The sequence below is a fragment of the Deltaproteobacteria bacterium genome, assembly GCA_026129095.1.
GTDB lineage: Bacteria > JAGRBM01 > JAGRBM01 > JAGRBM01 > JAHCIT01 > JAHCIT01.
On record JAHCIT010000012.1, the window covers coordinates 57,755 to 72,209 of the forward strand.

General features: G+C 63.2%; 14 protein-coding genes. 7 read left to right on the forward strand and 7 right to left on the reverse strand.

All coding sequences use genetic code 11. The annotated features are described in order from the left end of the window. Window positions 1-19: 19 nt before the first annotated feature. Window positions 20-1,285: a radical SAM protein gene (locus KIT79_14810; GenBank protein ID MCW5830575.1), complete on the reverse strand. Its 1,266-nt coding sequence runs from the start codon at window positions 1,283-1,285 to the stop codon at window positions 20-22. A 258-nt stretch (window positions 1,286-1,543) separates the two neighbouring features. Here KIT79_14810 and KIT79_14815 point away from each other — a divergent pair, with 258 nt between their 5' ends. Together KIT79_14815 and KIT79_14820 are read left to right on the forward strand one after the other, a co-directional pair. Then, window positions 1,544-3,340 carry a hypothetical protein gene (locus KIT79_14815; protein MCW5830576.1) on the forward strand — a complete coding sequence of 599 codons (1,797 nt, stop codon included), beginning with the start codon at window positions 1,544-1,546 and terminating at the stop codon, window positions 3,338-3,340. 192 nt (window positions 3,341-3,532) lie between these two features. Continuing rightward, window positions 3,533-4,705 carry a DUF445 family protein gene (locus KIT79_14820; GenBank protein ID MCW5830577.1) on the forward strand — a complete coding sequence of 391 codons (1,173 nt, stop codon included), beginning with the start codon at window positions 3,533-3,535 and terminating at the stop codon, window positions 4,703-4,705. A 107-nt stretch (window positions 4,706-4,812) separates the two neighbouring features. Here the strand turns inward: KIT79_14820 and KIT79_14825 are convergent, their stop codons facing one another. The 4 genes from KIT79_14825 to KIT79_14840 all read right to left on the reverse strand — a co-directional run bounded on the left by KIT79_14825 (window position 4,813) and on the right by KIT79_14840 (window position 7,721). Beyond that, window positions 4,813-5,472: a hypothetical protein gene (locus KIT79_14825; protein ID MCW5830578.1), complete on the reverse strand. Its 660-nt coding sequence runs from the start codon at window positions 5,470-5,472 to the stop codon at window positions 4,813-4,815. Window positions 5,473-5,511: 39 nt separating this feature from the next. Next, a complete protein-coding gene (locus KIT79_14830) occupies window positions 5,512-5,802 on the reverse strand; it encodes an NAD(P)H-binding protein (GenBank protein MCW5830579.1) in 291 nt (96 codons plus the stop codon). Window positions 5,803-5,894: 92 nt separating this feature from the next. Beyond that, entirely contained in the window at window positions 5,895-6,920 is a 1,026-nt protein-coding gene (locus KIT79_14835; protein ID MCW5830580.1) for a fatty acid desaturase family protein, read from the reverse strand. Window positions 6,921-6,926: 6 nt separating this feature from the next. Further along, window positions 6,927-7,721: a PaaX family transcriptional regulator gene (locus KIT79_14840; GenBank protein ID MCW5830581.1), complete on the reverse strand. Its 795-nt coding sequence runs from the start codon at window positions 7,719-7,721 to the stop codon at window positions 6,927-6,929. A gap of 131 nt (window positions 7,722-7,852) precedes the next feature. Here KIT79_14840 and KIT79_14845 point away from each other — a divergent pair, with 131 nt between their 5' ends. Next, a complete protein-coding gene (locus KIT79_14845) occupies window positions 7,853-8,668 on the forward strand; it encodes a sulfite exporter TauE/SafE family protein (GenBank protein MCW5830582.1) in 816 nt (271 codons plus the stop codon). Here KIT79_14845 and KIT79_14850 read toward each other — a convergent pair. Beyond that, complete coding sequence (locus KIT79_14850) at window positions 8,646-9,200, reverse strand: TetR/AcrR family transcriptional regulator (protein MCW5830583.1); 555 nt, start codon at window positions 9,198-9,200, stop codon at window positions 8,646-8,648. The two genes, KIT79_14845 and KIT79_14850, sit on opposite strands and share 23 nt — an antisense overlap. Before the next feature lie 159 nt (window positions 9,201-9,359). Here KIT79_14850 and KIT79_14855 point away from each other — a divergent pair, with 159 nt between their 5' ends. Then, window positions 9,360-10,706 (forward strand): DUF2236 domain-containing protein, encoded by a 1,347-nt coding sequence (locus KIT79_14855; protein ID MCW5830584.1) that lies wholly within the window; start codon window positions 9,360-9,362, stop codon window positions 10,704-10,706. Between the two features lie 44 nt (window positions 10,707-10,750). After that, window positions 10,751-11,191 carry a DUF420 domain-containing protein gene (locus KIT79_14860; protein ID MCW5830585.1) on the forward strand — a complete coding sequence of 147 codons (441 nt, stop codon included), beginning with the start codon at window positions 10,751-10,753 and terminating at the stop codon, window positions 11,189-11,191. A 9-nt stretch (window positions 11,192-11,200) separates the two neighbouring features. Here KIT79_14860 and KIT79_14865 read toward each other — a convergent pair whose 3' ends face one another. Further along, the gene (locus KIT79_14865; GenBank protein ID MCW5830586.1) at window positions 11,201-11,815 is read right to left on the reverse strand and encodes a TetR/AcrR family transcriptional regulator; all 615 of its coding nucleotides are present in this window, start codon (window positions 11,813-11,815) and stop codon (window positions 11,201-11,203) included. 228 nt (window positions 11,816-12,043) lie between these two features. Here KIT79_14865 and KIT79_14870 point away from each other — a divergent pair, with 228 nt between their 5' ends. Next, window positions 12,044-13,153: a class I SAM-dependent methyltransferase gene (locus KIT79_14870; GenBank protein MCW5830587.1), complete on the forward strand. Its 1,110-nt coding sequence runs from the start codon at window positions 12,044-12,046 to the stop codon at window positions 13,151-13,153. Window positions 13,154-13,194: 41 nt separating this feature from the next. Continuing rightward, a complete protein-coding gene (locus KIT79_14875; GenBank protein ID MCW5830588.1) occupies window positions 13,195-14,130 on the forward strand; it encodes a hypothetical protein in 936 nt (311 codons plus the stop codon). The last annotated feature ends 325 nt before the right edge of the window (window positions 14,131-14,455 follow it).

Below are 14,455 nucleotides of genomic sequence, written 5' to 3' on the forward strand. Positions count from 1 at the left end.
TAGTTGTGATTTTATTCTATCACATGGTGCACAGATGCGCCGGTGGCTCGCGCCAGTTGCCCGCATCCCGCAGGGAGGACATCTGGCCGGTTGAAATCCCGCACTCCTCAAGCGTGAGGTAACAGGCGGGGTCCGGAGCCCACGGTGTTCCATAGACCCGCTGCGCCCGCACCCGCAGGCCGGCACCACACATTGGATACCACTTGCAGACCGAGCATTTCCCCCCGATCCGTCCCGGCTGGTCACGGAGCCCCGCGAGCAGAGGGTCACTGAGGTCGGTCCAGATGCTGCTGAACTTCCGCTCCTTCACGTTCCCGAAGGTGTGGTCCATCCAGAACTGGTCGGCGTGGACATTGCCCAGAAAGTCGATGTCGGCGATGCCGACCCCCGACGAGTAGCGGCCGCCCCCGTTCCAGGTGAGCCGCTCGGCGATCTGGGCGGCCCGTTCCGGATCCCGCTGCTGTATTTTCTGCAGGAGGTAGACGCCGTCAACATGGTTATCGACGGTCAGAAGATCGATCATCGTGCCGGCCCGGTGCAGTTCGTCGGCCTTTTCGACCAACCGGTCGATTGCCTGCCGCGTCTCGGCATGGGTGAGATCGTCGGAGCGCATCCCGTCACCACGCCCGGAGTAGACCAGATGATAGAAACAGGCACGTTGAATCCCTTCGGCGCGAATGAAGTCGAATATGCCGTCCAGCTGGGCCACGTTGTGCCGGGTCAGAGTGAGCCGCAGTCCGACCCGCTGGCCGACCTTGAGGCAGTTCCGTATGCCGCTGGCGGCGGCCTCGAATGCCCCCTCCTTCCCGCGGAAATGGTCGTTCACCGCCCCAATTCCGTCCAGGGAAATACCCACGTAGGTAAACCCCGAGTCCTTGAGCCGCTGGGCGGTTTCCAGGTCGATGAGTGTGCCGTTCGTGGAGAGTGTCAGGCGCAGCCCTTTGCTTCGGGCATAGGGGACGATCTCCCAGAAGTCGTAGCGGGTCAGGGGCTCGCCGCCGGAGAGGAGCAGGGCGGGGATGCCGAAATCCGCCAGATCGTCGATGAGCGCCTTGGCCTGTCCGGTATCCAGTTCGCCCGGGTACCGCCGGGCCTCGGAGCTTGAATAGCAGTGGACGCACCGGAGGTTGCAGGTCCGGGTCAGGTTCCAGACAACCACCGGTTTCCGGCCGGCAGCGGAGCGCGGTGCCCGGCCGTCATCGGATGCCTCACCAGCCCTGGTTCCATACCGGATGGAGTCACCCGGCGTATCAATGTCATAGAGCAGCTTGGTTATGTTGATCATGGATTTGTACGCCCTCCTGAGCGGGCTAATCCCAGTATCGTTTCGATTCCGGCAGGGCCGGTATGATACCCGTCAGGTACGGCGACCTTTTGTATCCATGATGACGGTGCCCTCCGGCTCACCGGAACCGGGAAACTGTAATTTGTTTGTATGATCGTCTTCGCGCGGCGGTTTCCACTTGTGTCTACCGGTGAACTGTTGGAAAGAGACTCCGGGCATTTAGGGGAAACAGGAAACAGTCAGCCAGTGGAGGCACAAATGAAAAACAGGTTACTTCTCACGTCAGTCATCCGCCCGTTCGGCGGACCCGGTGAAGGCGATTCCGTCGGAGCCGAGCTTTTCCATGCACAGGTCACCCGGGCGCAGGGGATATTCAGCCTGCGGCAGGTGATCCGCTGCTGGGCGATCGACTATCTCGCCGGGAACATCGAGACCCCCTGTACGGTTCTGCACTACCCCTCGGAGCGTGAATTTGTCCGCGAGCTGAAATCGGGCCGTTACAGCCATGTGGGGATCAATTTCGTCGTGGCCACCTTCCACAAGGCTCGAAAAATGTCGGAACTGGTCCGCAGGCATGCGCCCGGTGCCCGGATCATTTTCGGCGGCTACGGGACAGTGCTCCCGGACAGCCTGCTGTCACCGTTCGCAGACCACATCTGCCGCGAGGAGGGAATTGGATTCCTGCGGAAGCTGCTGGATGAGCCGCTGGACCGGCCGGTCGTCCATCCCTACGCGCCCATTCCCACCGTGCGGATGTACTCCTACCAGCAGCCTGCACTGGTGGCCCACGTCACCGCCGGGCTTGGTTGTCCGAACGGCTGCGACTTCTGCTGCACGTCGCATTTCTTCAAGCGCAAATACGTCCCCTTTGCCCGGACGGGGCGGGAGATATTCGACGCGCTGGTCCGCATGGACGATCTCGCGCGGGAACACGGTGACCAGATCAGCGGCTATATCCTGATCGACGAGGATTTCTTTCTTCACAAGCCCCGCGCCCAGGAGTTCCTCTCGCTGGTGCGCCAGCACGGCCGGTCGTTTCCGCTCATGGGATTCGGCAGCGTCAAGGGACTTTCCCAGTTCTCCGCCGACGAGATTGCCGAGATGGGATTCGAAACCATCTGGACAGCGTTTGAAGGAGTGAATTCCGGCTACGGAAAACTCCAGGGCAAGTCGCTTGACGATCTCTACGCCTCGCTGAACAGCCGGGGCATTAATATCCTCGCGTCCATGATCATCGGTTTTCCCTACCAGACCCGCGAGCAGATACTGAAGGAGTTCGACTACCTGATGAAGCTGAAACCGTCGCTTTACCAGGTGCTGATCTATTTCGCCTTCCCCGGCACACCGTTTCACCAGCAGGTCATGGCCGAAGGGCGCTACCTGCCGAACTACCAGGAAAACCCCGACCTCCGGCGGTGGGACGGCTTTTCCATGCATTTCCAGCACCCGAACTTCACCGCAGCCGAGCTTGAGGCCCTGCAGAAGGACCTGTTCCGGCAGGATTTCGCCCGGCTGGGGCCGTCCATCGTGCGTCTCCTCCGCGTCTGGCATGAGGGTTCCAGGAACCTGAAGGATTCGCCGAACCCGATACTGAAGGACCGGGCCCGCAAGCTCACCCAGTCGACCCGCGATGCGCTGCCGGCGCTGACGCCGCCCATGCTGTTCGGACCGACCCGGCAGTCGCGGCGGGAAGCCCGGCAGCTTTTCGTGGATATCGTCCGCTTTAACGGTGGACTGACCTGGACCGAGGCGGTGTTCTCGCTCCTGTCGCCCGTCCTCGCCGTCTGGACCTGGATCGCGCTCAGGCTGGGTATCTTCCAGCAGCCGGCGCTGCTCAGGCTGGAACACCGGATGGACCAGCCGGCGGAGAAGGCGCAACCCGTGACCCGCATCCAGGGCGGGTTCCAGGCATCACCCGCTTCGGTACTGGCTGAAGATATCGCCGGCCACGTATCCCGGTTGTTCGATACTGCCCGTCTCAAGCCCAACAACGGGTGGGAACGCCAGCCGTCGGAACTGACGCGGCCGGAGCCCCAGGCGAAGGACGCGGCGTAACAAGCGGGGGGATTCAAGTCCGCTGATTGCCCATCCGCCTGCTATCGGTTACTTCCGCCCGCCCGGTTTGGCTGGTGATCCGGTCATCACGGGACGGCCTCCGCTATTCGCGGAGGCCGTCAGGCGGAGTGTGGCCCTATCAGTTCCCTCGCAGATACCCTGATCTCAAGCTGGCAGATCCTTCTGATCCCCGTGATTGCGGGTGTCGTCGGATGGGGAACCAACGTGGTGGCGGTGCAGATGCTCTTCCATCCGGTCGAGTTCGTGGGCATCCGTCCGTATCTGGGCTGGCAGGGGATCATACCGAATGCCGCGCACCGGATGGGGCGTTACATCGCCATCCTGATTGCCACCCGTCTGGTGAACGTGAAAGAACTGCTGGCCTCGCTGGACGCCGAAACGATGATCCCTTCGGTCCGCCCTGGGCTTTGGGAACTGGCCGATTCCATTCTGGATACCGCTGTGCAGGATTTCGCAGCGCCGTTGTGGAATGGCCTGGACGAAAAGGCGCGCACGCAGGTGCGGAATACTGTTCGTGCGGAGGTGGAAAAGCTGGCGGCGGCCGCGCTGGACGATCTGAAGGACGAGGCGCACGAGGTGATCGACATCGCCGCCGCCATTGAACAGGCGATCCTGAAGGACCGCTCGATCCTGAACAGGCTTTTTCTCACGGCCGGAAGCAGGGAGTTCCGGTTCATCAGGATTTCCGGCCTGTATTTCGGCTTCCTGTTCGGCCTGCTGCAGATGGCCGTTTGGGTGATCTTCCCGAAATGGTGGACGCTGCCGCTGGCCGGCGTGCTGGTGGGATATGTCACCAACTGGCTTGCCATGAAGATGATCTTCGAGCCGAAAACACCCCAAAAGTTCGGTCCGTTCGAGTTCCACGGCCTCTTCCACAAGCGGCAGAATGAAGTAGCCGCCGGATTCTCCACTACCGTTTCGGCGACCATGCTCACTCCGGTCAATGTCGTTGGACAGCTTTCATCCGGCAGGGGGCGTGAGACGATCCAGGGGATATTCCAGCGGCGGGTCGGAGAGGCCATGGATACCTATGGGAAGCACCCGGTCGGTGGGGTGATGCTCCAGCAGGCCGGTCGCAGCAGGATCAGCAGCATCATCGAACGGCAGATGGAGGTTCGCCTGACGCAGGAGGGCGGAATCCTCTGGAGTTTCGTGGAGAAAACCCTGAATGTCGCGGATTCAATGACTGAAAAACTCCGAGGCCTGGAACCGGAGGCATTTGAAGGTGTGCTGCGTCCGGCTTTCCAGCAGGACGAGTGGAAGCTGATCCTTGTCGGTGCCGTACTGGGCGGAATCGCCGGCTGGCTGCAGGCTGTCTACGTGTTCGGCCACGCGCTGGGGTGAACGGCCCTCGCCACGCGGGTTGCCGGAGCTGCATTGCCGGTTTTCCGAGGGGCCGGATCTGGCGTGGCTTTCGGAAACCGGCCTATCTCACATAGATTCCGGGCGGGTCACTCTGGTGCCTCGTACTGAATGCGGGCAGGGCACACTTCTCCGTCGAGGCCCTCGACCAGGGGTTTGAGCACTTGCGCGGCCCACTGCGTGAGCGACATCGGGGTCGTTGACGATGCATCCCGTGGCGGATCGGCCGTTACTTTTCCTTTGGTGATGGCTTTAAAGGTGGTCATGAGCGCGTCGGTTGTCCGCGGATCACGGCCAATTCTCAGCATCTGGAAACGGACCACCGCGCGTGGAAGCCGGATCACGCGAATCCGGCGTCCCAGCCCTTCGGTCAGTGATGTCTCGACATCAGCGAAAGACATGTCCCGTGGCCCCCAGGCCCCGCGGATCACCCGGCCTTTGGGAGGATCCTGGATCAGGCTGGCCGCCACCTTGTCCGCCACGTCGTGGCTGGCCACCATCGGTATCCGCCGTTTCTGGTTGACCGGCAGATAGAGCCGTCCCTTGTCACGGATGTCGTCGAGCTGGCCGAGCAGGTTCTCGAAGAAAAAGCCGGCGCGGACGTGGGTAATGCCGTAGGTTTTATCCGGGTAATTGTTTTGCAGTTCCTCAACCGCCTGACCAAGGATCTTTTCGGTGTCGGCGAGGGCTCCGAACAGCGAACGCTCCCCGCCGCCGTCATCCACATGCGCAAAGCCGGAGAGATGCACGGTGTGGGCGATCCGGTTGGTCCTGATCGCATGGGCCGCTTATTCGGCGAACATCCGGTAGCCGCGGCGCATGGTCAGGTCCGGAGGAAAGGAGTTCGGAGTCGCCCAGTAGAGGGCATCCACGCCGCGTGTCGCTTCCACCAGGAAATCCCGGTCCTCGAGACGGCCAGTGCAGACCCGAACGCCAGCCTCGGCCCACTGGCTCACCGATTGCGGCTTGCGCGCCAGCACTACCAGGTTGAGGCCCAGTTTTTGCGCGTCCCGGTAGTAGGCGGGCAGCTTCCTGCCGACGTTGCCCGTGGGAGTAGTGATCGCAATTGTTTTGGGCATGGCTGTACTCCCTGGCTCCCAAGGCTAGGCAGCGCGGGCTGGACCTGGCAAATTGGCCGTTATCCTGGGGCTTGCGCCCGTTTTCCGGTGCCCTAGAACCCCGCCTTCAGGTTCCTCGCCTTGCCGTCGAACTCGCTCGTTTCGGCCGAGGCGGCCTTCCGGAGCACATCGATGTAGCTGTGGGCGATTTCCGCCCGCTCCAGCACACCGTTTTCCCTTAGCATCCGGTGCATCTTCGGCAGGTTGTAGTGCGGGACGTAGATATAGAGGTGGTGCTCCAGATGGTAGTTCACATGGTGCGGCGCCATGAAGAACCGCACCCAGAACGGCGCCAGTGTCGTGCGCGTCTGCTTCAGTTCGTCACTGGGGTCTGGGATCATTGCATGCTCGGCGATGTTGCGGATGCGGAGCACCACGTTGTAGCCAGTCAGGGCCGGGAGCCACCAGAGGAGGAAAAACACCTCGGGGCGTCCGGCAGCCGTGAGTCCGGCGAGGATCAGCGAGTTGGTGATGAAAAACCCCTTCTGCCGTTGCCACAGGTTTTTCAGGATGAAACCCCACGATTTTCCTTCCCGTCCCTTGCCCGCCGGGGTGAGCCCGGCCGACAGCCGGAGCAGCGAACGGTAGCGATGGTAGGCGGTCCGCCCGGTGAGATCGCGGGCCATCTTCCGGAAGAAACTCCTCGGCGTGATCGGAAAGGGTCTGGCGAGGCCGATATCGGGGTCATTTTTCGTCCAGGTGTAGCGGTGGTGCTGGAGGTGGTACATGCGGTACACGACCGTGTCCGCCATCGTGGGATAGGCGGTCAGCCACTGGGATATCCGGTCGTTCCACTTGCGGTTGCTGAGGATCGCGCCATGTGCGCCCTCGTGCATCAGGATGGAGAGGGCCAGGTGCCGTCCGCTCACCACCATCCAGCCGGCAAGGAACGTCCAGACGCCGGGCTTCCAGATGTAGAGCGCCCACGCGCCGATGATACAGCCCCAGGTGAACGCGACAGACGCAAGGCCGCGGACATTGCTCAGTTTCTTCAGCCCGGCGAGCTGCTCCGGCGTCACATATTGCACCGGAGTGCTGGTAGTGGTGGACATGGACAGGTTCTCCTTCATCTTGCTCATGGAACGTCACGCGGCCCTGGCGTCGCCCTGGATGAGGCTTCGCCAGATTTCATGCCCGGTCCGGTCGAACCTCGTGACGGCGGCGAAAAACGCCCGGCGGAGGACCGGGTCAGCGAGCGGCTCGGGCAGTAGCGGATCAAACACGACCTGCCGGATGGCCTCGCCGCCCAGCAGGAACGATTCGCGCACGGCGGCGGCCTGCTCCAGTCCAGGTGCTTTCTGCATCCACGCTTCCAGTTCGAGGCGCATCTTCCTGTAACCGGCATTCAGTTTCGCCGTGTTCCAGAGGGCCCGGGCCCTGGCTTCGCGCCGGGCATCGAGATCCGAAATGACAAAGACCGCTGCTTTCGGCTCCAGGCCGAGGTGGTACAGGCGCGTGCGGACGGCGTCGGCGTTCTTCTCGATGTTATCCGGGCGGATATAGAGGTGGCGGTCCAGTTCGCGCAGACCGAGCATCTGGAGCGCCCGGTCCCGGCGCTTCAGGGCTGGCCGGTCGCTGCGTCCCAGCGCACCGCAGCTCACGGCGATCCACGATCCGTTCCAGGGCCGGAGCCGCGACTCGGCCTTCCGCCAGGTGGCGACCTCACCAGCCAGTTTCCGGGCGGCCGGTCCCAGCCGGTAGCTGCCCCGTTCGGACGGCTCGATGAACCGGCCGGACGACAGCCGGGCGAGCGTCACGCGGATGGAGTTTGCGCTGATTCCGAACAGTGCGCCGGCGGCTACCGCCTGCCGGGCCGTGAGCGGGAGGTCACCGGCGGCGAGCAAGAGGTCGAGAATCAGGCGTTTGGCGTTGGGTTTCATCATTATTACCAATTATGGGTAATTAATTTCTGTCACGTAATATTACTTCTGAAGGATAATAGTGTCAATAACTGTATTGTCTTCCGCGCTTCTTGCAACCCGGCCCCCTGCGGACCATGCAGAACCGCTATATGGATAAAGACCCGGCTGACAATGCACCGGTTTTACGATTCCGCCTGCCCCTGGCATTCGCCGGAGGGATGGTGATCGGCGTTCTGGGCGGCCTGATCGGGCTCGGCGGGGCAGAGTTCCGGCTCCCGCTGCTCATCGGGCTTTTCGGGTTTGCCGCGCTACCGGCAGTGATCCTGAACAAGGCCATGAGCCTGGTGGTGGTCGCCTCGGCGCTGGTGTTCCGCACGAAGGCGGTGCCTGTCGGCGAACTCTCCGGCCACTGGCCCATTGTTGCCAACCTGCTGGCTGGAAGCCTTCTCGGCGCCTGGCTGGGCGCGGCCTGGGCCGTGCGGATGAGCAGCCGGACGCTCTACCGGGTCCTGGCGGTTCTGCTCGTCCTGATAGCGGGAGCGCTGCTGGCCGGGCATGGCGGCGGCGACGGTATTCCTGCCCTGGACGGAACGGCGCTTGTGGTTGCGGGAGCCGCTGCCGGTTTCGGTATTGGTGCGGTCGCTTCGCTGATGGGGGTCGCGGGAGGGGAACTGCTGATTCCGACCCTGGTGATGCTGTTCGGCTGCGACCTGAAACTGGCGGGCAGCCTTTCGCTGTGCGTGAGCCTGCCGACCATGCTGGCCGGATTCACACGCTACAGCCGCGACGGCAGTTTTTCAGTGCTGGGAGATAACGGCAGATTCGTCGCCGCCATGTCCGCAGGTTCCTTCGCCGGTGCCGGCATCGGCGGCCTGTTGCTGGGGGTTGTCCCGGACGCCGTGCTCCTGCCGTTACTGGCGGCAATCCTGATTGTATCCGCCTTCAAGGTCTGGCAGCACCAGTAATCGCCCGCTCGCCGCCGAGCTTCAGGTACCGGACCAGCATGAGGGCCAGCTCGTCGGTGAGATCCCTGCGCCGTGCGGTAGTGGAAGGGTCGGTGGCGATCTGCATGATACTGGCGCCGATGGCCACGCCGATCACGTAGAAACGGTCCTGCATCCGGGTCGCCGGTCCGCGGACCCCTTGCATGTCGGCAAACTGGAGGCCGAGCCGTTCCACCTGGGACACCATCCCCTGCACACGGGGAAGTTCCCAGACGAAGGGCACCTGCTGGTAGAGGGTCCGCACCAGCGGCGCGTCGGCGGCGATGAACTCGACCATCCCGTGCAGCCAGAACCGGACCGCCTCCGCCGGGGGCATCGGCATGGCGAGCTGGGCCTGCCGGACGGCATGGGAGAAGCCCCGGTCGGCGAACCGGTCGATCAGGGCAGCGATGACCTCGTCCTTGTTCCCGAAGTATTCATAGAGAGAACCGATGCTGACGCCCGCCTCGCGGGCGATGTGGTTGGTGGTGGTTCCCGCATAGCCCCGTTTCACCAGAGTACGAGCAGTTCCTTCAATAATTGCGTCAACGGTTTTCCTCGCGCTTTCTATGGAAGGCTTTCTGCGGCGTTTTAAAGTGATTTTACTGCGCTTTGGCATGGCAATCCCCGGTCCGAGTATACACTGAGCAATTGCTCGGACATACTTGTCTTTATGGGTATGCCTGCACTCGACAACACCAGCCTGTTCCGTCCCGACGGGACGTTCCGGCTGGATCCCTCGCTCGTGCCGGGGCGTCACCGTCCCCGCAAGCTGTTTGTACGTGACTTGCCGCCGGAGCCTGCCGGAACAAAACGGCGGCGGTGGGCACCCGATGGGGCCATGTGGAACCGGGTGCTGACGGGGATCCTGTCGGGCGAGAAAGTCCCTCGCCAGCGTGTGCCATCCGAGAAAGCCTGGGAGCGGGCGCGGGAACTCGCCATCATGGGCGATCCCCTCGCGGATGATTTCGCCGCCCTCTATCCGAAACTCGGCTACCCGAAGGCCCGCGCCATGCTCGACACTGCCCTCGATCACGGCATAGAGAAGGTGGAAGATGCCCCGGAGGCCCTCCGGCTCCTGTTCGCCGAACTGGACAGTGTGCCCGCCTGGGTGGACTGGGAACGGGTCGAGCGCGGGGCTGCCGCCATGCGGCGTTATGCGCCCCTATCGTGGCTCTTTGCCCGGCTCGCCTTCGCGCAGACCTATGTGAATGCCAATGCCGGCATGCCGCTCTACATGACCGGTTCGCTCGGCGAGAAAACCGTCGCCAGACGGCTCAAGGAAACCTCCCGCTGGCGGCTCGGCATCCAGCAGCCGGGCGCACTCAGGCGGTCCGGTGACGGCTTCAGGACGGTGGTTCGCGTCCGGGTGCTCCATTCGCTCGTCCGGTATCACCTGCTCAAGATGGGCAAGTGGGATACCGCGAGCCTCGGCATGCCGATCCCCCAACTCGACATGGCTGGAGCGAACATAGGCATGTTCATGACCCACAGCTACTTGCTGGCTGCCCTGGGCGCGGTGATGACGCCGGGCGAGTATGCCGATGTGATGCACCTGTGGCGTTATCATGGGCACCTGATCGGCGTGGTGGACGATCTCAACCCGAAGTCGTTTGCCGATCTGGGGCGGATCGGGACGCTGATGACTCTCACCACGCGTAACGCCTTCGATCCAAGGGCGAAGGCGCTCACGCAGTCCACCATGAACGCCCGTCTCCGCGAGGATGAGGGCACACTCGGCCGGATACTGGACGGGATCGACATTCATGCCTCGCACGGTTTCTACCGTCTGGCGAACGGCCGGAAATTCTTTGACCGGATGGAGCTGGATCCCGCCAGGCAGTGGCTGTGGTTCGCTCCGGCCGTCTTTCCGGCGGTATTCGCCGCCGATACCGCCCGCCGTTTCATGCCCGGAGGCCGCCGGATCGCCGACCGGATCGGCCGCCGGTATATAGACAACCGTCTCCAGGTGCGGGAGACACGCGAAGCGCCCTTCCGTCCGTACCACATGGGTGCCTGACAGTACCCGGCCCTTTCGTTGACGGACCGGTTAAGCTGTCCTGCATGAGCGCACATACCGGCTTCTGGACTTTCGCGTTTCTGAACATGATAGCCGCCTTCATCGTGGCGGCGGCCGGCGTGCTTAGCGTCCGCCGCCGGAACGTGGAACTCCACCGGAAACTGATGCTGGTATCGGCCGCCCTGGTGGGGCTGTTTGTTGTTTCCTATGCCGGAAAGCTCGCCTTCCTTGGCCGGGAGGATCTCGGCGCGTGGCCGGACCTTTCGGTCGTGGTGCTCCGGGTGCATGAGGCGTTCGTTTTCACGTTTCTTGTGAGCGGCATCCGGGCCTACGTGCTCTCCCGGCGGGTTGCCGCCAGTCCGGACGTGAAACCGGCGCATCGTCTGGCGGGCCGGGTTTCGATGGCCAGCTTTGCCCTGGCACTGGTGACGGCGGCGATCGTCTACCGGTCAATCCTGTCCTACGGGAAGCTGGCGGTTCAGTAGAGCTACCGGTCAGGAAGCGGGGCGGAACAGCAGCTTGAGAAGTTCCCGCGCCAGTTCGATCTGGCGGACGATCACCTGGGTGTCGCCGACTGACCGGGCGACAACAAACGCGCCCTGGATCACGCAGAAGAGCTGGTCCGACAGTTCGGCCCCCGTCACCGGGCAGGCGGGCTGGTAGCGTGCGAGGATTCTGTCCATGCGCTCGGCGACGTACCGCCGGTGGTCCTGGACCCCGGTCGAGCAGGCGATGAGGACGCTTTCGTCGAACTGCTGGGCCTCGTAGCAGTAGGCCGCAAACAGGCAGCCGGTGGCCGCGCTGCCGCCGGGCCGGAACTCCTCCTGGAGGAGCTTGAGGTAGATGAGCATCTGCTGGAGGGGATCGTCGGAGAGTTCCTCGGCGCGTCTGAACAGGCGGATCATGAACTGGAGTTCCACGTCCGAAAACCGCTGGATCAGGGCCTTGGCCAGATCCTGCTTGCTCTTGAAGTGATAGAAGAAACCGCCCTTGGTGAGACTGGTCGCCGCCAGCACATCGTCGATCGACATGGCGGTAAACCCCTTCTGAAGGACAAGGGTGGTTGAGGCGTCGAGGATGCGGTCGCGTGTATCCGGTTTTTCCAGCATGTGATCTCCAAACCTGTCTATGAATATACCAACTAGTTGGTATATGTCAACCACATAAATATTTCAAAAGCAAAAGTTTGTATTTTCATAACTACCTGTTATTACTAATATATACTTTGAATATGTGCAGAGCATAAAAATAGTGTTGACAAGGTAGTATTCTCGTCTATCCTGACTATACCAACCGGTTGGTATAGTATACCGGGAGCAAGGAGCAGGAACAACACCATGCAGGCAGCGCAGATCATCGAAGAGGAAATCCAGTCGCCCAGCGAGGAGATCGCCGGGCGGCTGATCCAGGGCACCGCCGGTGCGCTGGAGATGTTCAGCATCTATCTGGGCGACCAGCTGGGTTACTACCGGTCATTGGCCGACGGACCGCTCACGTCGATGCAGCTGGCCGGTCGCACCAGCACGCAGGAGCGCTACGCACGCGAGTGGCTTGAGCAGCAGGCCATGTCGGGAATCCTCATTGTGGATGACGAGAAAGCCCCTGCCCACCGCCGCCGTTACCGGCTGGCGGACGGCGCACGGGAGGTTCTGGCCGACCCCGACAGCCGCGAATTTTTCGCGCCGGTAACACAGATGCTCGCCGGCATGGTCCGGCCGGTGCAGATGCTGGCCACGGCGTTCCGGAGCGGCGGCGGCGTTTCGCCCGACGATTACGGGCGCGACCTGCGCGAGGGACAGGCCCGGCTGAACCGGCTGGTGTATCTGAACGAACTCCCGCAGGTGTGGATTCCGGCCGTCCCCGGCCTGCGGGCCCGGCTGACAGAAGCCCCGGCGGCCCGCATCGCGGACATCGGCTCCGGCTACGGCTGGTCCAGCATCGGCCTGGCGCGGGCATACCCGCTGGTCCATGTGGACGGTTTCGACCCGGACGCGCCATCGGTGGATGCGGCCCGCGCCGAGGCGTGGGTGGAAGACCTGCACCACCGGGTCCGGTTTCATGCCGTCGGCGCGGCCGAAGCCGGCGGCGATGGCGAATACGATCTGGTGATCGCCATCGACAGCGTTCACGCGGCAGCCGATCCGGTGGGCATGCTGATGGCCATGCGGCGGCTCGCCCGCCCGGATGGCGCGGTGCTGGTGGCGGCTTACCGGGTGGGGGAGCGTTTCTCCCCGTGGAACGGGACGCCCGACTGGTTCCGCTATGGCGAGAGCGTGTTTCACGGCCTCCCGTCGGCGATGACCGGCGTCCATTCGGCGGGAACCGGATCGGTGCTGCGTCCGGCAATGCTCCGCGACTATGCCGCCGAAGCCGGTTTTGGAAATGTGGATGCGCTCCCGGCGGGTAATGGCCGGTTCCAGGTTTACCGGCTTCACCTGCCGGCCTGAGACCCTGTTGTCTGGTGATGTGAGAGAGAGGCTGATGCGCCATGTGCAAGCTGCTGATGATTCCGCATGTTCCCCAGGGGTATTCGCAGGCTGCGTGGGAGTTTGTCCGCGCCGCCCATGGCGTGCAGACGCAGGCCGATAGCGATGGCTACGGCTACGCGGCGCTCTCGCGTGGCGGGGGGCTGTTCGCCGAGCGGTGGTTTCCGGCCGCGCAGGCGTTCGGAGGCGGGTCCGCTTCCGTCCGGCTCGCGGAAAAAATCGCGGCCAGTTATGGCCCCGCCCTCGTTCCCGCCCCGGTATACGAGCATATCGGGGATGGAGAGGGCCCCGGATCCGATATCGCCGCCATTCTGGTGCATGCACGGCGGGCCAACTGCGCCCGGTCGCTCCGGAACACGCACCCGTTCGTCTGCGGCACTGGCCCTTACCGCCAGGGGCCCGACGGCCGCACGTTCGGAACCACGGCAGCAATGATCCACAACGGCCGCATCGAGAACGACGCGAAACTGACCCGGATGTTCAGCTCCTGCGACTCGGAGGTGATCCTCCACCAGTACACCGGCGCGGCCGTCCACGAAATGCCGGAGCGGTTCCAGTCCGTCGCCAGCGTGCTGGAGGGCCACTACGCGCTCGGCTTCATCGCGAGGCAGGAAGCAGGCCGGTGGGTAGTGGACATCGTGCGGGACGACCGGGCGAAACTGGCCGCCGCCTGGATCGGGGAGATACACGCTGTCGTGTTCTGCACAACCGAGGATATCCTCGACGCCGCCGCCCGCGAGCTCGGCTGGCGCGCCCCGGACTACTTCGCCGTGCGCGAGAACGTCCTCATCCGGCACGATCCCTTCACGGGGGAGGTGCTCGCCGTCGAGGGGTTCACACCCGCCGGGCGGCCACAGCCGGAAGCCACCGCTCCTGAAACGGATACCCGGCTGCATCCGTTGGAAGCCGACCGGACCGTTCAGGCCTCCGTGGTATAATGGGCAGCGGACAGGGGGCGTCGCACTCCATTGAATGGACAGTCTTCAAACATCCTGAAGATTCCGCAAATTGATTCGATTTAAGGAAATCAGCGTCCCGGAAAACCGGCCGCCAGCCGGTTGCGCCCGGCCGGTGAACCGGGCCGCCGCCACGGCTCACCACGCTTCGCCACACCTCAACACGGGTCAGGCCGGTAGAAAGTGATGGATATCACACAAAAATAGCGAGTGAAAACAGTCAATTACAGCCACCACGCTTCACCACGGCTCACCACGCCTCGTTTGAGGTGAGGCGTGGCCACTGGGCGGACCTAGCCCCTGGGAA